Source organism: Pseudonocardia terrae (genome assembly GCF_021343995.1).
GTDB lineage: Bacteria > Actinomycetota > Actinomycetes > Mycobacteriales > Pseudonocardiaceae > Pseudonocardia > Pseudonocardia terrae.
This window is the reverse complement of record NZ_JAJTTE010000038.1, coordinates 57776-77138: the sequence shown is the minus strand read 5'-3', so window position 1 is coordinate 77138 and position 19363 is coordinate 57776. Positions and strand designations below refer to the sequence as shown.

The following is a 19363-nucleotide window of genomic DNA, read 5'->3' as shown; positions in this document are numbered from 1 at the left end:
CCCCCTTGACCACCCCCGCGCCCAACAACCCCAACGCCAGGGCGTCGACGTCGGCGCGGAACTCTCCGTAGGTCCACCGGCGCCCGCTCGGCACCTCGACCAGCGCCTCGCGGTCGGGGTCCGCGGCGACGGTGCGGTCCAGGTTGTCGCCGATCGTGTCGCCCAACAACGGGACGTCCGACGTCCCGGAGGCGTAGGAGGGGACGGCAGGGGCGGCAGCACTCATGTGGGCTCCTCGTGGCAGCGGCGCCAGGGCGATGACGCAACTTAACTGACCGCTCGTACGGTCAGCAAGAGGTTCCGCGCGGGCGACCTGTCCCTATAGTGAGCGGATGCCAGGACGGAGCCCGCGGGCGAGCTCCCGGGACGCGATCCTGCGTGTCTTCGCCGAGCACGTCGCCGACCGCGGGTACGCGGACACCAGCCTCGGCGACGTCGCCGCCGAGCTGAACCTGAGCAAGGGCACGATCGTCCACCACTTCGGCAACAAGGAAGCCCTGCTGCGCGAGGTGCACGTCGCCTACTTCTCACGGCGCTTCGCCGAGGCGGACTTCGTGCACGCCCACCTCGGCGACCCGGTGAGCCGGCTCGTCGCGATGATCTACGCGCTGCTCGCCGCACACCGCGACGACCGCGCCGCGAGCCTGGCCTGCCTGCGCGAGCTCGTCCGGTACTTCGACGGCGACCTCACCGACTACGTCCGCAAGCAGCGGGTGCGCTACACCGAGATCGTCGTCGACATCCTGCGCGCCGGGGTGGAGCAGGAGCTGCTGCACACCCCGGACCCGCAGATGACCGCGCTGCAGGTCTTCGGCATGTGCAACTACGCCTGGACCTGGTACCGGCCGGAGGGACCGCAGACCGTCGAGGACATCGCCGGGCTCTTCGCCCACAACGTCCTCGCCGGCCTGGTCCCCGACGGCGCCGCCACGGACCTGGACGACGTCATCACCGCGGCGATCGAGACCGTCCGGAAGGCCCCGGGCCGGAGCGCCGGCGACGCCCCCACCGACGGCGACCTGCTCCCGACCACCCCCTGAGCCGTCCGTGAACGGCCGCTGGACCCGTCAGGGCTGCCGTCCCAGCCGGTCGGTGACGGGCGCCGACTCCGGCACCGGGATCTCCGGGGCGAAGAACCCGACGGCCCGGGCGTGATCGAGGGGAACCGAGCGGTAGAAGGCGTGGAGGATCTCGGCAACACCGGGATCGATGCTCGCGTCCTGCCCCGTGGCCTTCGCCAGGTCCCACCCGTGCACGACCACCTCGTCGAGATTGATCATCAATCCCGCCGGGGCCGGGAACGTCCCGAACGAGTAGGTTCGCTCGCCGTCCAACGCGCCAGGCCTGCGCCACGACTCGAGGTTCTCCTTCGCGGCGGCGGTGAGCGCGCCGGACGGATCGCCCCTCATGAGGTCCTGTGCCCCGGACAGCAGGTCGAGTGCGGCCGGGCCGGCGGACTGCCCGCGGTTGACGAGCGTGAACTCCCGCGCCGCGGCGAGGACGTGGTTGAGCAGCGCGCGGACGTCCCACCCCGCGCACGGGGTGGCTGCGGACAGCCGGTCCGGGTCGAGTCCGGCGACATACCTGGCCATCTGCTCGTAGGCCCGTTCGAGCGCCGTGATCGGGTCCGGACCGTCGCCCGGCCCGCCCTCGACAGCGCGCGCGAGCCGCTCGAGGCTGCCGGCGAGCTGCTCACGGCTCACCATGGGGCAGAAGGCCTCGAACTGCGGGTCCTGCACGCCGGACCAGTCGTAGATCTCGGTGACCTCGGTGCCGGCGGCGACCTCGCGGAGGCGGTAGGTGTACGTGTGCCCGCCGGTCGTGATCCCCGCGAGCTTCTCCGCCACCTCGCAGTCGGGGTCCAGCCCAGGCGCCCAGCCCAGCACCACGCCCGGTTCGAACTCGGTGACGGTGTTGAACGCGCGATAGTCACCGAGGCCGTCGTGGTGCATGTTCATCGCGAACACCTGCACGGCCGCGGTGATCGGACCGCTGTCGGTGCCCCGCAGCATTCCGGAGCCGTCGATCGCCTCGTGCCGGCGCGGGTCCGCGAGGATCGCGAAGACGCGCGCCGCCGGCGCGTGGACGACCCTCGTGGCCTCGAGTTGCTTGGCGTCGCTCATGCCGCACCTCCCTGTTCCTGCGGGCCACGCAAGGTACTCGCGCCGGGGGCCCTCACCCCGGCCTCCGGGCTACGTACTTGACGACCCTTGCCAAGCCGGTCAGGCCAGCAGCGGCGCGAGCCGCGCGGCGTGGTCGCGCAGGACCGCGATGATCTCCTCGTTCGGCTCCGCGATCCGGGCGGTCGGGCCGGCCAGGGCGATCCCGGCGACGAGCCGGCCGTCCCGCGGCCCGCGGATCGGCACGGCGATGCAGCCCCGGTCCTCCCGGAACTCGCCGCACTGGCGGGCCAGGCCGTCGCGTGCGACCGCCTTCAACGTCCGGTCCAGCTCCGGTTCCGACGTCACCGTGCGGGCCGTGAACGGGCGGACGTCGCGCACCAGCGCCCGCCAGTCCGCCTGCTCGGCCAGCAGCAGCCGACCCAGCGCGAACGCGTACGGGAACCGTGCCAGCGCGCCGGCGTCGGGGGCGGGATGGTCGGGATCGGGGTCGACGAGCGAGATCTGCTCGGCCGCGTAGGAGGCGACGTGCACGCCCCACCGGGTCTGCCCCCGCATGTGGTCGACCACCGCGCGGGCCGCGGTGGTCAGCGTGGTCGCCGCGGGCAGGGCGAGCCGAGCCGCCCGGCGCCCGAGGGCGAAGCCGCTCAGGTCGGGCAGCCGGACCAAATACTCCTCGGCGACCAACAGGTTGAGGATCCGGTAGGTCGTGGCCTGCGGCATCGCGAGCGACTCGGAGATCTCCTTGGCCGTGACGCCGGGGCCCGCGGAGACGATCTCCTCCAGCACGTGCAACGCGCTGCGAACCGCCTTCGGCTGCCGCCCGGAGAGCGGGATGGGTGCGGTCATGCCGCGCCGCGGTGGGGGAAGAGGACGTCGGCGGTGGTCGTCTCGTCGTACACCCCGATGCCGGCGAGGGCCTCCGGCCGCCGCCGGCGCAGCATCAGGTACCCGGCCGCGCCGAGCACCGCGAGCCCGCCGAGCAGGGCACCCGACAGCGGCCGCGTCACCACGAACGCCACCAGCACGACCAGCAGGATCGGCACGATCACCGCGCTGACGGCGACCGCCGGCCAGGTCAGCTCGCCGATCCGGTGCAGGAACACCGGCGCCGCCGCACAGACCAGCAGGTAGGCGAGCAAGAAGCCGCACGCCGCGAGGGTCAGCACCGTGACCAGGACCGCCGGGAGGGGCACGCCGACGGCGAGCAGCACCACCGGCACCCCGGTCGTCACGGGCACGGACGCGAGGACCGCGAGGTGCGGGGTCCGGAAGCGGCGGTGGGTGCGGCCGAACGCCCGCGGGGCCACCCCGTCGCGGGAGAGCGAGAACAGCACCCGGGCCAACGCCGTCGCTGTGGCCAGGCCGCAGGCCACGAAGGACATGACCAGCCCGAGGTCGAGGAGCACCGGCAACCAGCCCCAGCCCTTGACCGCGGCGAGCGCGACCACCGGCTCGGCCTGACCCGCGAGGCCGCCCGGGGTGGCGGAGAAGCCGAAGACCTGGACCTGGGCGGCGAAGACGTACAGCACCCCGGCCAGCGCCGCGGTCAGCCCGACGGCACGCGGCACGCTGCGGAAGGGCCGCCGCACCTCCGTGCCGAGCGAGGTGGCGATCTCGAACCCGATGAAGGCGGCCAGGGCCGGCAGCACGCCGGCGACGATCCCGCCGATCCCGGGGGACGGCATCGCCGTCGCCTCGGTGGGCGCCGCATCCGCGGCCGGTCCCCCGGCGAGGAGCAGCGAGAACACGATCAGCATCAGGGTGATCGAGATGCTCTCGGCCAGCAGCACGACCCGTGCCGAGAGCCGGGCGCCGCGCAGCACCAGCACCCCGGTGCCGAGCCCGATCACCGCCATCACCACCGCGGCGCCGACGCGCCCGCCGCCCGCGGCCCACAGGTCGTCGAACAGGGCCTGGAGGTAGAGCGTGGCGCCGACCAGGGCGCCGGCGGCCAGCAACCCGTACCCGAGCAGCGAGGCCAGCGCGCTGGCGTAGGCCCCGGCCGGGGTGAGCCCCTTCGCGGTCAGGCTGTAGAGCCCGCCGGACGCGGCCATGCGCCGGGTGAACCGGGCGATGCAGCCCGCGACCAGCAGCGCCAGCACGGTCGCGATGACGAACGACCAGACCGTCCCGTGCCCCGCGGACACGGCGACGATCGCCGGCGTGGCGGCCATCGCGGCCGACGGGGCGGCCCCCGAGACCGACTGGGCGAACACCTCGAGCGGGCCCAGCCGGCGTCGTTCCAGTCCCTCGACCGGTGACCGGCTGCGCAACCGCAAGCGCACGTCATCGCGCATCCGACGCCCCTCTCCCACGCACGGCCCCGAGCGTAGGTGGGGAATGGTAACCACCGCCTGCACGGCGATGACCAGCATCGACGGGTCGAATGAGAACCGCCGGACCGTCTCCCGTCCCGAATGAGAACGTGCTTTGACTCACGCGGCGCAGCCCCTCACGGTGTTCGTCATCACTCTTCCGAGTCAATGGAGACCCGCACATGAGCGTCACGGGATCGGAACGACCACACACCCTCACCGGCAGGCTGGGCGTGGGGTCGATCGTGTTCATGGTCGTCGCCGCCGCCGCGCCGCTGACCGTCATCGCCGGCACCGTTCCGCTGGGCCTGTCCGCGGGCAACGGCGCCGCCTTCCCCACCACGTTCGCCCTCTGCATGGGGATCCTGCTGCTGTTCGCGGTCGGGTTCTGTGCGATGAGCCGCCACGTCCCGAACGCCGGCGCCTTCTACGCCTACGTGCAGAAGGGGCTCGGCAAGCGCCTCGGTCTCGGCTCCGCCTTCCTCGCGCTGGTCACCTACGCGGCCGTGCAGCTGGCGGTGTTCGGCTACATCGGCGCGGTGATCGACGCCCTGGTCGAGCACTGGGGCGGACCCGCGCTGCCGTGGTGGGTGTGGTCGCTGGTCGTGGCCGGGGTCGTCGGGCTGCTCGGGTACCGGCACATCGAGCTGTCCGGCAAGGTGCTCGGCCTCCTGCTGATCGCCGAGGTCGCGATCGTGCTGGTGTTCGACGCCGTCGTCGTCGGCCAGGGCCAGCACCTGTCGACCGCGTTCGTGAAGGTCCCGCAGTTCGTGTCCGGCTCGCTGGGGATCGCGATCATGTTCGCCATCGCGTCGTTCATCGGGTTCGAGGCCACCGCGGTCTTCCGTGACGAGGCCCGCGACCCGCAGCGCACCATCCCGCGGGCGACCTACACCGCGCTGCTGCTGATCGGCGTCTTCTACACGCTCTCGAGCTGGGCCGTCGTGTCCGCGTGGGGCGACGCCGCGGCGGTCCAGGCGGCCGGCGACGACCCCGGCAACATGATCATCACGACGATCACGAACACCATCGGGCCGGCCGGCGGCGACATCGCCCAGGTGCTGCTGATGACCAGCCTGTTCGCCGCCGCGCTGTCCTTCCACAACGTGCTGGCCCGCTACTACTTCTCGCTCGGCAACGCCGGCGCGCTGCCCCCGGCGGTGGGACGCAGCCACCCGCGGCACTCCTCGCCGCACGTCGCCTCGCTGACCCAGACCGTCGTCGCCGTCGCGTTCCTGGTGATCTTCGCGATCGCCGGCATGGACCCGGTGACCCAGGTCTTCGCGTGGATGGCCGGCACCGCGACCCTCGGGGTGCTCGCGTTGATGACGCTGACCTGCGCCGCGGTGCTCGTGTACTTCCGCCGCAGCCGTGTCGACAGCCGGCTGTGGAACACCCTGGTGGCGCCCGCCCTCGGGCTGATCGGCCTCCTCGCCTGCCTCGTCCTGACCGTCTCGAACTTCCCGACGCTGATCGGCGGCTCGGGCGCGCTGGCCCTCGGCATCGGCGCCGTCCTCGTGCTCGCCTTCGTCTTCGGCGTCGTCTGGTCCCGCCTGCGCACCGCGCCCGGCTCCGTCCCGGCCACCGCCCCCGCCCCTGCCGCCGACGCGGCCTGAGAGGAGAACCTCCGATGACCACCATCGAAGACCGCACCGAGAACCGCACCCACGCGCTCGCCATGACGAGCGAGGCGGAGGTCCGCACCGTCCGCGAGGTCCTGCTCGACGCCGGGCTGCTGGGCGAGACCGTCCGCTACACCTTCTTCGCGCCGGAGGAGCCGCCGAAGGCCGAGGTCCTCGCCGGCGGCCCGACTGACCGCCGGTTCCGCGTGGTGCTGCTCGACATCGCCACCGGCCGCTCCTGGGACGTCGTGGTGTCCAGCGACTCCCGCTCGGTCGTCTCGACCCGGGAGCTCGACCCGCCGCGCGACGGCCAGCCGCCGATCATCGACACCGAGTTCGAGATGATCGAGGACATCCTCAACGGCGCCGCCGAGTGGCGCGCGGCCCTCGAGCGCCGCGGCATCGACCCGGCGCAGGTCCGCGCGGTCCCGCTGTCCGCCGGCGCCTTCGACGACTACCCGGAGACCCCGGGCCGCCGCGTGGTGCGGGCCTTCGGCTTCCGCCAGGACCACGAGAAGGACCACCCGTGGGCGCACCCGATCGACGGGCTCGTGGCCTACGTCGACCTGACCGCCCGCAGCGTGGACCGCGTCGTCGACCACGCCGAGCACCCCGTGCCCGAGACGACCGGGAACTTCGACGACCCCGAGGTCCAGGGCCCGCCGCTCGACCTCAAGCCGATCGAGATCACCCAGCCCGAGGGCCGCTCGTTCACCGTGGAGGACGGGCACGTCCGCTGGGGCAAGTGGGACCTGCGCATCGGGTTCAACGAGCGCGAGGGCCTGACCCTGCACCAGATCGCCTTCGGCGGCCGCCCGATCTGCTACCGCGCGTCCGTCGCCGAGATGGTGGTGCCGTACGCCGACCCGTCGCCGGTGCGCTTCTGGCAGAACTACTTCGACTGCGGCGAGTACATGTTCGCCCGCTACGCCGACTCGCTGCAGCTGGGCTGCGACTGCCTCGGCGACATCCTCTACACCGACGCCGTGGTCGCCGACGACCTCGGCAACCCGCAGACGATCCAGAATGCGATCTGCATGCACGAGGAGGACTACGGCGTCCTCTGGAAGCACTCGGACATGTTCACCGGGTCCCGCGAGACCCGCCGCCAGCGCCGCCTCGTGATCTCGTTCTTCACGCCGATCGGCAACTACGACTACGGCTTCTACTGGTACCTCTACCTCGACGGCACCATCGAGCTGGAGTGCAAGGCGACCGGCATCGTGTTCACCTCGGGCACGCCCGGCGAGTACGCCACCGAGATCGCGCCCGGCCTCGGCGCCCCGTTCCACCAGCACCTGTTCTCCGCCCGGCTGGACATGACCGTCGACGGCGGACCCAACGCCGTCGAGGAGATCGAGGCCGCCCGGGTCCCGATGGGCGAGGGCAACCCCTACGGCAACGCGTTCCGCCGCAGCGTGAGGCGCCTGTCCCGGGAGTCCGACGCCCAGCGCGACGCGAACGCCTCCACCGGCCGGGTCTGGCACATCATCAACACCGAGAAGACGAACGCGCTGGGCCAGCCCGTCGGGTACACCCTGCACCCGGAGGGCCAGCCGACCCTGCTGGCCGACGACGCGTCGGTCATCCGGTCCCGTGCCGCCTTCGCCGCCAAGGCGCTGTGGGTCACGCAGTACGACCCGGCCGAGCGCTACCCCGCCGGCGACTTCGTGAACCAGAACCCGGGCGGCGCCGGGCTGCCGGCCTGGGTGCAGGCCGACCGGCCGGTCGACGGCGAGGACATCGTCGTGTGGCACACCTTCGGGCTCACGCACTTCCCGCGCCCGGAGGACTGGCCGATCATGCCGGTCGACTACTCCGGCTTCACGCTCAAGCCGTCGGGCTTCTTCGACCGCAACCCCGCGCTCGACGTCCCGGCCTCCACCAACGCCCACTGCCACGGCGGCAAGGAGAACGGCCTGGTGCACGGCCCCGGCAAGGAGCGCGAGGCCGAGTGATGCACGGCGCGGGCTGGTGGGAGGCGGTCGTCGGCGCGGCGTGCCTGCTCGCCGCGGCCGTCTTCCTGGCCCGCGCCGCCCGGCCCGATCGACCGGACGCCCCGGCGCACCGCCACGGCGCGCTGGGGCACGGCGGCATGGCGCTCGCGATGTGCGCCATGGCCGCCGGCCAGCTCGTCCTGTCCGCCGTCCTCGCCGCCGTCTCCTGCCTGTTCACCCTGGCCGGACGACGGCGGGGCGAGGGCGGCGAGATCGTCCACAGCTGCGTCGCCGGGTGTGCGATGGTGGCGATGCCGCTGGTCGCCGACGTGCACGACGGCCTCGCCCTTGCCGCCGCCTGCCTGGCCCTGACCGGCTACTTCGCGGTCCGGAGCGGGCGGTGGCTCGCGGCCGTCTCACATCCGGGGATCCGCCTGGAACCCGTCGCCCACCTCGTCATGAGCGGGGCGATGGCGACCACCTTCCTCACCATGATCTGAGCAGGTCCGGCCCGCCTGGAGGGTGATGCCGATGTCCGGAGCGCTCGACGATTCGGCGGCCTTCCGGATCGCCTTCGGGCTGGCCGCCGCGGCACGGCCGACCTCGGGCAACGTGGCCGACGCCGTGCTCGAGGCGCTGTGTGCGCAGGTCCCGACCGCGGCCGCCGCACTGGTGGCCGTGGATCCGGTGCGCGGCGGGCACGTCGTCCTCGGCTCCACCGGCTACCGGCCCGAGCTCCTCGACTTCCTGACCTCACCGGCCTTCCTGGTCGACGACGTCGGCTACCGCCTGCTGGTCCGCGAACCGCGGCGGCGGGCGCGGGCATGGTGCGACGTGGAGGGACCCGAGGCGTACGCGGACACCCGGTCCGCGACGATGGTCTTCCGTCCGGCGGGGTTCGCGGGCGGGGCGACCGCCCGGCTCGTCGGCGACGACGGCCGGTACACGGGCGACCTGCACCTCAGCACGGACGAGCCCGATCGTCCCGCCCCGGAGCTGACAGCGGCCCTGCACCACGCCGCGCCGGTGCTGGCCGCGGCGACCGACCTGTCCCGCCGGCTGCTCACCCTGCTGGACGGCGGCGGCATCGAGGGACCCGCCGCCGTCGTCGGACCCGACGGCCGGATCGCAGCCGTGCCCGGCCGGGACCGCCTGCCCGGTCTCGACGACGACCTCGTGGCCCGGATCGTCCGCTGGCGTCGCGGTCGGCCGGACCCGCCGCAAGCGCGGTTCCTGGCCCCGGGGCCGATGGGCTGGGTCCCGCTACAGCTCGTGGCGATCGAGGACGGCACCCTCGTGGCGGCCCGCCCTCCGGATGCTGCCCCCGGGTTGTCGTACCGCGAGGCCGAGGTGCTGACGCTGCTGGCCGACGGGCTGGCCAACGCGACCATCGCCCGCCGGCTCGGGATCAGCACCCGCACCACGGCGCACCACGTCGAGCACGTGCTCGGCAAGCTGCGCGTGGGCTGCCGGGTGGCCGCGGCCCGGCTCGCGGTCGAGCAGGGCCTGCGGCTGCTCCCGGAGGCGTGACCTCAGATCTTCAGCGGTTCCAACGGCTCCGGGTCGGCGAAGCGCTCCAGCACGTTGCGCGTGAGGCGGGAGACGTCGTTGTCGTAGGCGTTCGTCGCGAGGCTGCCGGCCCAGGCGATGGAGCCCGTGGAGAACACGCCCCCGCCGTTCGCCGTCGTCAGGTAGACGACGTCCGCCCTGACCTGGAAGTTGTCCGTGCCGCCCAGGCCGTCGAAGGGGAAGTAGATGTCCTCGGCGACGAGCGGGTAGTTGTCCGAGTGCCGGCCGGCGCTGGTGGCGAGCAGCAGCGCGTTCGGCGGGGTGCCGAGGGTGAGGTCGTAGCGGTCGCACTCGTGCCCGGCCGCGCCGTTGCCGACGAGCCCGTGGTCGCCGAGCACGGTCGTCCCTTCCAGGCCCGCGGTGAGGAAGCCGGCCCGCGGGTCCGCGAAGTCCTGCAGGGTGTCGTAGGCCGAGGAGTGGTCCATGCCCTCGGTGGTGAACCCGACGCCGAAGAGCTTCTGCGGGCTCCGGCCGCGGTTGCGCCAGATCCCGCCGCGCTCCGGGGTGAAGGCCATGTGGAGCTCACCCGGCCGGGCCTGCCAGGCGCGGCAGCCGGCCTCGCCCTTGCGGACCTCCATCAGGTGCGGCTTGTCCGGGTGGAACGCGACGACCCAGTAGAAGCCGTTGCCGCCCATGTACATCCCGCGACCGCCCGCGCCCAGGTAGGTCTCCCAGGCGTCGAGCATCCGTGCGGAGTAGTACTCGGGGTGGGTCCCGGTGAGGACGACCTGGTAGCGCCCGAGCAGCGCGGCGCCCTCGCGGTCGAGGTCCTCGTCGGTGGCCACGTCGAACTCCGCGCCGACCCCGTGCAGCCAGTCCACGAGGTGCAGGTCGGCCGGGAACTGCCAGAGCGAGCCGGTGCTGTGCCGATGCCCGGGGCGCATCGTGAGGATCGGCCGGAGCCGGCTGGTGTGCCCGACGCCGCTGCCGTCGGAGTGGTGGTCGTAGGTCGACAGGCCGTACTCGGGGTGCTCGAGGAGCTTCAGGTCGGGCGCGGCGAAGACCGAGGTGTGGCCGAGGATCGACTGGGCCACGGGGACGTCAGGGACGATGTGGTCGTTGGCATAAGCCAGGTAGCTCGCGGTGGGGAAGAGCAGCAGGATCTTCGCGGTGGCCGTGCCGCGCGGTGGCAGCACCCAGAACGGGATGTGGTCCACGGTGTCGCCGAGGGTGATCCGCAGCGCGTAGACGGCGCTGGGGAGGTCGTCCGGGACGGTGAACCGGACGTCGGTCTCCCAGCCGGCGTCCTCCAGCGCGTCGTCGGTGAAGTGGACGGCGCCGTACTGCTCGGGCGCGTGGCGGTAGTTCTCCTCCTCGCCGGTCCAGTTCCGACCGGTCATGGCACGGTACGGGGCGTTGTGGCCCCGGCCGTGCAGGCCGTGCGGACCGCGATCGCTGTAGACGTCCGACGGCACGCCCTGCCGACCGATGTCGGCGGCGAAGTCCCAGTGCGCCAGCGGATCAGCCGGGCTCTCGCCGCGGGCCGACGCGGCGCGCTCCTCCTCGGTCAGGGCGCGCCCGTAGACGGACGGGGAGTCGAGCTTGCCGTTGAGGTGATCGGCGAAGGCGGCGGTCCCGGCCAGCACCGTGTCGACGTCGGGGCTCGCCGGGGTCGGGGCGCCCGCGTCCGCTCCGGTGGTCGGCGCGGCCAGCCCGACCGCGGGGCTCCAGAGACTGTTCGTCGAGGTCAGGGTGGGGGTCGCGGTGACCACCGTGTCGCCATCACTCCAACTGGCCGTCACCGAGTACCAGATCCAGGGGGCGAGAGGGACGTCGGCGACCGTCTCGTGGACGGTCGTCCCGTCGCCCAGGCGCAGGGTCACCCGGCCGTCGACGAGGCCGAGCCACCAGCCGCGGTCCTCGGCCCAGCGCGAGACGAAGGCCTGGGGCCCCTTCCCCGGCGTGGTCGGCTGGACGAAGACATGCACGGCGCCGGACTCGCCCAGCGCCAGGCGCCCGCCGTCGGGCACGACGACCGCCGAGCCGGTGCGGATCTGCTGGTGGCGGGCCGGGTAGGTGCCCGTGACGGGGGTGTCGACCACCGACTCCCGGAAGCCGGGGCCGGCCGGGTTGGTGTCGCCGTTGCGCAGCCGGACGACCTCGGCGCGGAACTCCCCCGGCTCGTCGCAGCTGACCTTGAACTCGATCGTGTCGTCGGGCGCGACCGAGAAGCGGTCGGCGTAGCCGGTCACGGTGGGCCGGGGAACGTGCACCGTCACGCCACCCCTTCCGCGCTCGCCCGCAGCTCGGCGGCGCGCCGCAGGAACACGGCGTGCATCGCCTCCTCCTCGGTGGCGAAGGGCCCGTCGTCGAGCACCTCGGGGGCCTCGCCGTGCACCCCCGTCAGAGCCGCCAGCCGATACTCCTCCCACGGACGCACCGCGACGATCACGAGCTTCCCGGCAACCGGCGCCCGCCGCATCTGCCGCAGCACCCGCTGCAACGCGTCGCTGTGCGGCCCTGCCGGGTTGGCCTCGTGCTCCGCGATCACCTCGTCGCTGAGTAGCGACACCGACCGCTCGGTCGCCCGCCGCTCGAAGAGGCCGTAGACCTCCAGCTGCCTGTCCCGCATCCGAACCGCCTTCCCGTGGTGGTGGTTCGTCAGCAAACCGGCGGGCGGGACGGGACTCAATGGGCAGAAGTGCCCATTGAGCTCACGACGCCTGCCGTCGGCGCCCGAGGAAACGGTCGAGCCCGTCCCGCATCCGGGCGTCCCGACGGTGGAGGCGAACCCCCAGCGTGATCTCGCCATGTCAGACGACGACGTCGCGCCCGACAACGGGCCGTCGCCCGGGCGTCAGCGGACCGTCAGGCCTGGTGGGCGGAGGGCCGGCGGGTCATCCTGAGGACGTGGCGTACCGCTTCCTCGCCGATGCGGTGATGCTGGTCCACTTCACGTTCCTGGCCTTCGTCGCGCTCGGCGGGTTCCTGGCCTGGCGCTGGCCCCGGGTCATCGTGCTGCACGCGGCCGCGGTCGGGTGGGGCCTGGTCAGCGTGTTCGCGCACGTCGAGTGCCCGCTCACGGCCTGGGAGGACCGGTTCCGCCGGCTCGCCGGGGAGCAGGGCCTGGCGCGCGGGTTCATCGACACCTACCTGACCGGCGTGATCTACCCGCGCGAGTACCTGTCGGCGATCCAGCTCGCGATCGGCTGCCTGGTGGCGGCGTCCTGGGCCGGGCTCGTGCTCCGCCGACACCGCACCGCAATTCGGCGCTGACGAGAATTCGGCATGTAACGACGACGCGCCCGACACCGAAGATCCGCTTCGTTGAAGCACCATTCTGACGAAGGGCCGTGGACTCGTCGCGGCGGTCGACCAGATCGAATTTCCTGGCTGGTCATGGCCTGGACCGCTGTGGTGTTCGCAGCCTTCCTGACCAGCACGGTCATCAAGTTCGACTATTTCTCCGGCAGTGACAACGCGAGCGCCTACTGGGTCGGCTACGAAGACGGATTCATCCGCCGGGGGCTGGTAGGAGCAATTCTGGCGACCCTACTCGGAGGGCCGCCGGGGCCGATCGCGGTGACCGTACTGGCGGTGATCGTCTTCGCGGTCGCGTGCATCGCGCTGATCTGGCTGACCGCGGCGACGATCCGGACCGTCGTGCGCCCCGGCGACGGGGTGTTCGTGGCGGCGGTCCTGATCGCCTCGCCCTTCACCTTCGCGCTGACCGTGCAGAACCGGGGGCGATACGACTCGGTGGCCATCGCCGGCCTGGTCGTCGTCGCCGCGCTGTCCCTCGGGTCCTCCCGTCGGTCACTGCGGGTGCTCGCGATGGCCCTGGTCACCGCCCTGACGGTGGCGACGGCGGAAGTCGCCTTCCCCTTCCTCGTCGTGCTGGTCCTGCTCGGCCTCTCCCGACTCGGATGGTCGCGGTGGGGACTGGCCGCCGTCGCAGCCCCGACGCTGCTCCCCGGTCTGCTGCTGACGATCGCCTCGTTCGCCGTCCACCTGAGCACCGGATACCTCGCCACCCTCACCGACCGGGCCGCGCGCGCCGGGCTCGCCGTGAACCGCTCGCAGGAGAACTCGATCTCCGCGCTCGGTCAGAGCACCGCCGACGCCCTCGGCTCCACCACGCACCTGTCCCCGCTGACGCTCGCGCTCTGTTTCCTCGTGCTCGGCGGCTGCTATGCAGCGTCCGGCGCCGTGCTCTGGGCGTGCACCGGGCGGGGCCGCACCTGGGCGGCGGTCCTGGTCATCACCGCCCACGGCCTCGTCGCCCTCCGCCCCGGCGGTTCGCGGGTGCACTCGCGGTGACGCTCCTGCTCGCCTCCGCAGGTGCCCAGTTCTTCCCGACCTGGCCGTCCTGGGACCCGGGTGCGGACACCAACATCTCGATCGAGCACCTCGAGAAGACCGGGTAGCCGCCCGAAGGTCGTCGATCAGCGCACGCCCCGGCGCCGTGCCATCCTGTCGCCCGGGCGTAACGACCGGAGCCGGGAGCGCGGATGAACCTCGAGAAGGTCGTGTTCGGCTTCTTCGTGCTGCTGGCCGCGACGCTCAACTTCGGCTTCTTCATCGGCAACATCTCCGACCCCGCGCTGCACAACATCTACGAGCTGTTCGCCGCCATCGTCGTCAGCCTCATCGCGACCGTGCTGAAGTTCGGCGATCGCACCCAGATCGGCGCGGTCCACCTCGCCACCAGCCTGGTCGCCGACCTGCAGCTCGTCGCGGCGGCGCTGGCCTGGACCTACTCGGCCCACATCGCGGAGACCGGCCTGACCCCGTCGGCGATGGCGAGCGTCGTGTCGCTCTCGGGCGGCGCGCTGTTCGCCAACGTGGTCTCGGTGGTGCTGCTCGTGGTCGAGACCGTGTCGTACCACCGCCGGTAGGGGCTCATGGGCAACCCGCTGCTCTCCTTCTGGATGCGGCTGCTGGGCCAGGACGAGGACCCGGGCCCCCGCGGTCCGTCCCGACGGCTGCGGCGGCGGATCCCGATGGCGTCCGCCGTCGAGGCCGAGGCCACGATCTTCCTGGTCCTGCGCCGCATGCGCGCCCCGCTCATCGTGCTGATCACGATCTTCGCGGTGAGCGTGCTGGGCCTGACCCTCGTCCCCGGCCAGGACGCCACCGGCGCGCCGTACCGGATGAGCTTCTTCGACGCCTTCTACTTCATGAGCTACACGGCGTCGACGATCGGCTTCGGCGAGCTGCCGAACACCTTCACCCCCGCCCAACGGCTGTGGGTCACCGCGACGATCTACCTCACCGTCATCGGCTGGGCCTACGCGGTCGGCACATTGCTGGCGCTCCTGCAGGACCGCGCGTTCCGCCGGGCGCTCGCCCTGCAGCACTTCACCCGCAAGGTCAAGCGGCTGCGCGAGCCGTTCCTGCTGATCGTCGGCCACGGACGCACCGGGGAGCTGTTGTGCAGCGCGTTCGACGCGCTCGGCCGCCGGGTCGTCGTGATCGACATCGCCGAGGAGCGCATCGACGCCCTCGAGCTCGGTTCGTACCGCGGGGACGTCCCCGGGCTCGTCGCCGACGGGCGCGACCCGGGACACCTCGGCGTGGCCGGGCTGCGCAACCTGCGGTGCGAGGCCGTCGTCGCCCTCACCAACGACGACGAGGCCAACCTCGCCGTGGCGATGACCGCCGCGCTGCTGCGGCCGGACCTGCCGGTGGTCGCGCGCACCGTCTCGCCGGCGATCGAGGAGCGCATGCACGCGTTCGGCAGCCCGACCGTCGTCAACCCCTTCAACCGCTTCGGCGACCACCTGCGGATCGCCATGCGCTCGCCGGCCTCCTACCAGCTCATGACGTGGCTGGAGAGCGGGCCGGGCGCCGAGCTGCCCGCCCGCGGCCGCCCGCCCGGTACCGGCCGCTGGATCGTGTGCGGCTACGGCCGCTTCGGCCGCGAGGTCACCGCCGACCTGCGCGCCGAGGGACTCGACGTGACCGTGGTCGAGCCGCGCGCCGCGACGCCGGAGTCCCACGACGGCGTCAGCACCATCGAGGGCTCCGGCGTCGATCCGGCGGTCCTGGAACGCGCGGGCGTTGCCGACGCCGTGGGATTCGTCGCCGGCACGGACAACGACACCACCAACCTCTCGATGGTCTCCGACGCCCGCCGGCTGAACCGCTCGCTCTTCGTGGCCGCGCGGCAGAACCGGGCATCGAGCGCGCCGCTGTTCGCCGCGATGGAGATCGACTCGCTGCTCGTGCCCGCGGAGGTCGTGGCGCACGAGGTGTTCGCGCAGCTCAGCACCCCGCTCCTCTGGCGCTTCCTGCAGGGTGTGCCGCAGCAGGGCGACGCGTGGGCGGCGGAGCTGATCCGGCGCGTCACGGCGGACTGCGGACGGCGGCTGCCGACCGTGTGGAAGATCCGCCTCAACCAGAGCGAGGCGCCGACCCTGCTCGGCTGGCTCCGGTCCGGGGAGGCACGGCTCGGCGACGTCCTGCGCGACCCCGAACGCCGCGAGGACCGGCTCGCCGTGACCGTGCTGATGGTGCTGCGGTCGGGTGCGGACGGCGAGGAGTGCGTCATGGGGCCCGAAGACGACTTCGTCCTCGCCCCGGACGACGAGCTCCTCCTGCTCGGCGCCACCGCCGCCCGCCGCGGGCTCGACCTCACGATGCTGGTCGACGCCGCACGGGAGTACGTGCAGACCGGGCGGCGGGTGCCGGCGGGATGGCTGTGGCGCAAGCTCAGCCGGGCCGGCCGGACCTGACGCCGCCTGCCTCGCCCCTTCCGATGTCGGCCCCGGGTCGCCGCCCGGCCGGCGGTCAGTCCCCGCGCACCCCTGGCCCCGACGGGGAATGGGTGCCGTGCTCGGAGTCGGGATCGACGCGTCCGGTGGGCCGCTCCTGCTCCGCCGGCTCGTCGTTGCCACGCCCGACGGGACCACGCTCGGTGTGCTCGTCCGCCCCCGGGCGGTCGGCCTCGGCCGCGCGATCGCGTCCGCCCGCCGCACGTTCTCCCACCGGGGCGCCCGGCGTCCGGTCGTGCTCGGGTGACCTCCGGTCGCCTCGTTCGTCTGCCATGGCGACCAGTACCCGCTCCGCGGCCGAACCAACGCCCTACGGGACGACGGCACCGCCGTCCGGGTCGGCCGGCGGCCGACCCGGACCCCGGCTACGCGATCCTCACGATCGGGCCAGGTCGAAGCGGTCGAGGTTCATGACCTTGTTCCAGGCCGCGGCGAAGTCCTGCACGAACTTCTCCCCCGCGTCCTGGCACGAGTAGAACTCGGCGATGGCCCGCAGCGGGGAGCTCGCGCCGAAGACGAGGTCGACGGCGGTGGCGGTCCACCTCACCTCGCCCGTGGCGCGGTCCCGGCCCTCGTACACGTTCTCCGTCGACTCCGACGTGCGCCATTCGGTGCCCATGTCGAGCAGGTTGACGAAGAAGTCCGTGCTCAACGTGCCCGGCCGGTCGGTGAGGACGCCGTGCGGGGTGTGCCCGGTGTTGGCGTCCAGGCTCCGCATGCCGCCGACCAGCACCGTCATCTCCGGAGCGGTCAGGTTGAGCATGTACGCCCGGTCCACCAGCCGTTGCTCCGGCGGCAGCTTGTCGCCGGACCGGAGGAAGTTGCGGAACCCGTCCGCGTTCGGCTCGAGCACGGCGAAGGAGTCCACGTCGGTCTGCTCCTGCGAGGCGTCCGTGCGGCCCGGCGTGAACGGGACCGTGACCTCGTGCCCGCCGTCGCGCGCCGCCTTCTCGACGGCCGCGCAGCCGCCCAGGACGATCAGGTCGGCGAGCGAGGTCTTCTTCCCGCCGGACTGCCCGTCGTTGAACTCCTGCTGGATCCGCTCGAGGGTCTCCAGCGCCGCCGCCAGCGCCGCCGGCTCGTTGGCCTCCCAGCTGCGCTGCGGCTCGAGGCGGATCCGCGCGCCGTTCGCCCCGCCGCGCTTGTCCGTGCCGCGGAAGGAGGACGCCGACGCCCATGCGGTCGAGACCAGCTGCGGGACGGTCAGGCCCGAGTCGAGGATCCGCGCCTTGAGGGCGGCGACGTCGTCGTCGCCGACGAGCTCGTGGTCGACGGCGGGGACCGGGTCCTGCCACACCTGCGGCTCGGCCACGTACGGGCCGAGGAATCGCGAGACCGGGCCCATGTCGCGGTGCAGCAGCTTGTACCAGGACTTGGCGAACGCGAGTGCGAGCTCGTCCGGGTTCTCGTGGAAGCGCTTCACGATCGGCCCGTAGATCGGGTCCACCTTCAGCGCGATGTCCGACGTCAACATCATCGGGGCGTGCCGCTTCGACGGGTCGTGGGCGTCGGGCACAGTGTCCTGGGCCTCGGGGTTCTTCGGGGTCCACTGCTTCGCGCCGGCCGGGCTCTCGGTGAGCTCCCAGTCGTAGCCCAACAGGTTGTCCAGATACCCGTTGTCCCAGGTCACGGGCTCGTTGGTCCATGCGCCCTCCAGCCCGCTGACCATCGTGTGGACGCCGTTGCCACTGCCGTGGCGGTTCTTCCAGCCGAGACCCTGTTCCTCCAGGGGAGCGCCCTCGACCTCCGGGCCGAGGTACTCCTCGCTGACCGCGCCGTGGCACTTGCCGATCGTGTGGCCGCCGATGATGAGCGCCGCCGTCTCCTCGTCGTTCATCGCCATGCGCTCGAACGTGTCCCGGACGTCCTTGGCCGACTTGTACGGGTCCGGGTTGCCGTTCGGGCCCTCGGGGTTCACGTAGATCAGGCCCATCTGGACGGCGCCGAAGGGCTGCGCGAGCTCACGCTCGCCGCTGTAGCGCTCGTCGCCGAGCCACGTGTCCTCCGGTCCCCAGAAGATCTCCTCCGGCTCCCAGATGTCCTCGCGCCCGAAGCCGAACCCGAACGTCGTGAACCCCATCGACTCGTAGGCGACGTTGCCCGCGAAGATCATGAGATCGGCCCACGAGATCTTGCGGCCGTACTTCTGCTTGATCGGCAGGAGCAGCCGCCGCGCCTTGTCGGTGTTCGCGTTGTCGGGCCAGCTGTTCAGCGGGGCGAAGCGCTGGGCACCCTGGCCGCCACCGCCGCGGCCGTCGTGGATGCGGTACGTGCCCGCGGCGTGCCAGGCCATCCGGATGATCATCGGTCCGTAGTGGCCGTAGTCGGCGGGCCACCAGTCCTGCGACGTCGTCATCAGCTCGACGAGGTCCCGCTTGAGGGCTTCGACATCGAGCGTCGCGAACTCCTTCGCGTAGTCGAAGGTCCCGCCCATCGGATCGGCCTGCGGCGCGTGCTTGCGCAGCACCGAGAGGTCCGGCTGGTTCGGCCACCAGTCCCGGTTCGTCATCGGCCGGTGCGCCGGTGGGGTCGGGGACGGGATCCGCGGGTTCTCGCTCTCGCTGACGCTCTCGGTCACGTCGCTCCTTCTTCCTGTCTCGCGCTGTCCTTCGGTCGGTCGGTGTGCCGTGGTGGGACGCCGTCGCGCGCGGCCGCGACACAGTCCGGGCAGAGGCCCCAGTAGGTGACCTCGGCCTCCTCGACGGCGAAGCCCCGGTCGTCGGCCGCCGTGAGGCACGGGGTGGTGCCCACGGCACAGTCGACGTCGGCGATCGCGCCGCAGGACCGGCACACGACGTGGTGGTGGTTGTCCCCGACGCGCGCCTCGTAGCGCGACACCAGGCCGGCCGGCTGGATCCGCCGGACGAGGCCCACCGCCGTCAGCGCGCGCAGGACGTCGTAGACGGCCTGGTGGGAGACCTGGACGTGATCACCGCGCGCCGCGGCGAGGATCGTGTCGGTGTCGGCGTGCGGGTTGTCGTGCACCGCGGCCAGCACCGCCACGCGCGGCCGGGTCACCCGGAGGGCGGCCCCGCGCAGCATGTGCTCGAGCTCCGACGTCGTCGGCACCCGGCCGAGTCT

The 19363-nt window shown here is 72.5% G+C and carries 17 protein-coding genes and 1 pseudogene; 10 read left to right on the top strand and 8 right to left on the bottom strand.

The features are described 5' to 3' along the window. Nucleotides 1-226, bottom strand: a pseudogene (locus LWC33_RS23575) (AMP-binding protein); the annotation flags it as partial. 106 nt (nucleotides 227-332) lie between these two features. Between LWC33_RS23575 and LWC33_RS23570 the strand changes: the two are divergent. Continuing rightward, complete coding sequence (locus LWC33_RS23570) at nucleotides 333-1040, top strand: TetR/AcrR family transcriptional regulator (RefSeq protein ID WP_233306630.1); 708 nt, start codon at nucleotides 333-335, stop codon at nucleotides 1038-1040. A 27-nt stretch (nucleotides 1041-1067) separates the two neighbouring features. On the opposite strand, the gene LWC33_RS23565 is transcribed toward LWC33_RS23570, so the two are convergent. From LWC33_RS23565 to LWC33_RS23555, 3 genes are all read right to left on the bottom strand, one after another. Further along, nucleotides 1068-2123, bottom strand: coding sequence for a TIGR03086 family metal-binding protein (locus LWC33_RS23565; RefSeq protein ID WP_233306629.1), 1056 nt, complete (start codon nucleotides 2121-2123; stop codon nucleotides 1068-1070). 99 nt (nucleotides 2124-2222) lie between these two features. After that, the gene (locus tag LWC33_RS23560; RefSeq protein WP_233306628.1) at nucleotides 2223-2969 is read right to left on the bottom strand and encodes an IclR family transcriptional regulator; all 747 of its coding nucleotides are present in this window, start codon (nucleotides 2967-2969) and stop codon (nucleotides 2223-2225) included. After that, nucleotides 2966-4420, bottom strand: coding sequence for an APC family permease (locus LWC33_RS23555; RefSeq protein WP_233306627.1), 1455 nt, complete (start codon nucleotides 4418-4420; stop codon nucleotides 2966-2968). Before LWC33_RS23555 ends, LWC33_RS23560 begins: the two co-directional genes overlap by 4 nt. A gap of 200 nt (nucleotides 4421-4620) precedes the next feature. On the opposite strand from LWC33_RS23555, the gene LWC33_RS23550 reads away from it, so the two are divergent. From LWC33_RS23550 to LWC33_RS23535, 4 genes are read left to right on the top strand one after another with little or no spacing between them, the layout of a single operon-like run. Further along, the gene (locus tag LWC33_RS23550) at nucleotides 4621-6054 is read left to right on the top strand and encodes an APC family permease (RefSeq protein WP_233306626.1); all 1434 of its coding nucleotides are present in this window, start codon (nucleotides 4621-4623) and stop codon (nucleotides 6052-6054) included. 14 nt (nucleotides 6055-6068) lie between these two features. Continuing rightward, nucleotides 6069-8018, top strand: coding sequence for a primary-amine oxidase (locus LWC33_RS23545; RefSeq protein ID WP_233306625.1), 1950 nt, complete (start codon nucleotides 6069-6071; stop codon nucleotides 8016-8018). Beyond that, nucleotides 8018-8497 (top strand): hypothetical protein, encoded by a 480-nt coding sequence (locus LWC33_RS23540; protein ID WP_233306624.1) that lies wholly within the window; start codon nucleotides 8018-8020, stop codon nucleotides 8495-8497. Before LWC33_RS23545 ends, LWC33_RS23540 begins: the two co-directional genes overlap by 1 nt. Before the next feature lie 31 nt (nucleotides 8498-8528). Further along, complete coding sequence (locus LWC33_RS23535) at nucleotides 8529-9527, top strand: helix-turn-helix transcriptional regulator (RefSeq protein WP_233306623.1); 999 nt, start codon at nucleotides 8529-8531, stop codon at nucleotides 9525-9527. Nucleotides 9528-9529: 2 nt separating this feature from the next. Here LWC33_RS23535 and LWC33_RS23530 read toward each other — a convergent pair whose 3' ends face one another. Beyond that, the gene (locus tag LWC33_RS23530) at nucleotides 9530-11785 is read right to left on the bottom strand and encodes a N,N-dimethylformamidase beta subunit family domain-containing protein (RefSeq protein ID WP_233306622.1); all 2256 of its coding nucleotides are present in this window, start codon (nucleotides 11783-11785) and stop codon (nucleotides 9530-9532) included. Next, nucleotides 11782-12138 (bottom strand): N,N-dimethylformamidase alpha subunit family protein, encoded by a 357-nt coding sequence (locus tag LWC33_RS23525; RefSeq protein WP_233306621.1) that lies wholly within the window; start codon nucleotides 12136-12138, stop codon nucleotides 11782-11784. Before LWC33_RS23525 ends, LWC33_RS23530 begins: the two co-directional genes overlap by 4 nt. A gap of 278 nt (nucleotides 12139-12416) precedes the next feature. On the opposite strand from LWC33_RS23525, the gene LWC33_RS23520 reads away from it, so the two are divergent. The 5 genes from LWC33_RS23520 (at nucleotide 12417) to LWC33_RS23500 (ending at nucleotide 16529) form a co-directional block, all read left to right on the top strand. Then, nucleotides 12417-12782, top strand: a complete 366-nt coding sequence (locus LWC33_RS23520) for a DUF2784 domain-containing protein (protein ID WP_233306620.1) — start codon at nucleotides 12417-12419, stop codon at nucleotides 12780-12782. A 123-nt stretch (nucleotides 12783-12905) separates the two neighbouring features. Further along, nucleotides 12906-13826, top strand: a complete 921-nt coding sequence (locus LWC33_RS23515; protein WP_233306619.1) for a hypothetical protein — start codon at nucleotides 12906-12908, stop codon at nucleotides 13824-13826. 191 nt (nucleotides 13827-14017) lie between these two features. Further along, on the top strand, nucleotides 14018-14404 hold the full coding sequence (locus LWC33_RS23510; protein ID WP_233306618.1) for a DUF6394 family protein: 387 nt from the start codon (nucleotides 14018-14020) through the stop codon (nucleotides 14402-14404). A 6-nt stretch (nucleotides 14405-14410) separates the two neighbouring features. After that, entirely contained in the window at nucleotides 14411-16243 is a 1833-nt protein-coding gene (locus LWC33_RS23505) for a potassium channel family protein (protein ID WP_233306617.1), read from the top strand. Nucleotides 16244-16340: 97 nt separating this feature from the next. Continuing rightward, nucleotides 16341-16529: a hypothetical protein gene (locus LWC33_RS23500; protein WP_233306616.1), complete on the top strand. Its 189-nt coding sequence runs from the start codon at nucleotides 16341-16343 to the stop codon at nucleotides 16527-16529. A gap of 129 nt (nucleotides 16530-16658) precedes the next feature. On the opposite strand, the gene katG is transcribed toward LWC33_RS23500, so the two are convergent. Beyond that, nucleotides 16659-18860: a catalase/peroxidase HPI gene (gene katG, locus LWC33_RS23495; protein WP_233306615.1), complete on the bottom strand. Its 2202-nt coding sequence runs from the start codon at nucleotides 18858-18860 to the stop codon at nucleotides 16659-16661. Further along, the gene (locus LWC33_RS23490) at nucleotides 18857-19351 is read right to left on the bottom strand and encodes a Fur family transcriptional regulator (protein ID WP_233306614.1); all 495 of its coding nucleotides are present in this window, start codon (nucleotides 19349-19351) and stop codon (nucleotides 18857-18859) included. The genes katG and LWC33_RS23490 overlap by 4 nt, the downstream gene beginning before the upstream one ends. Between the last annotated feature and the right edge of the window lie 12 nt (nucleotides 19352-19363).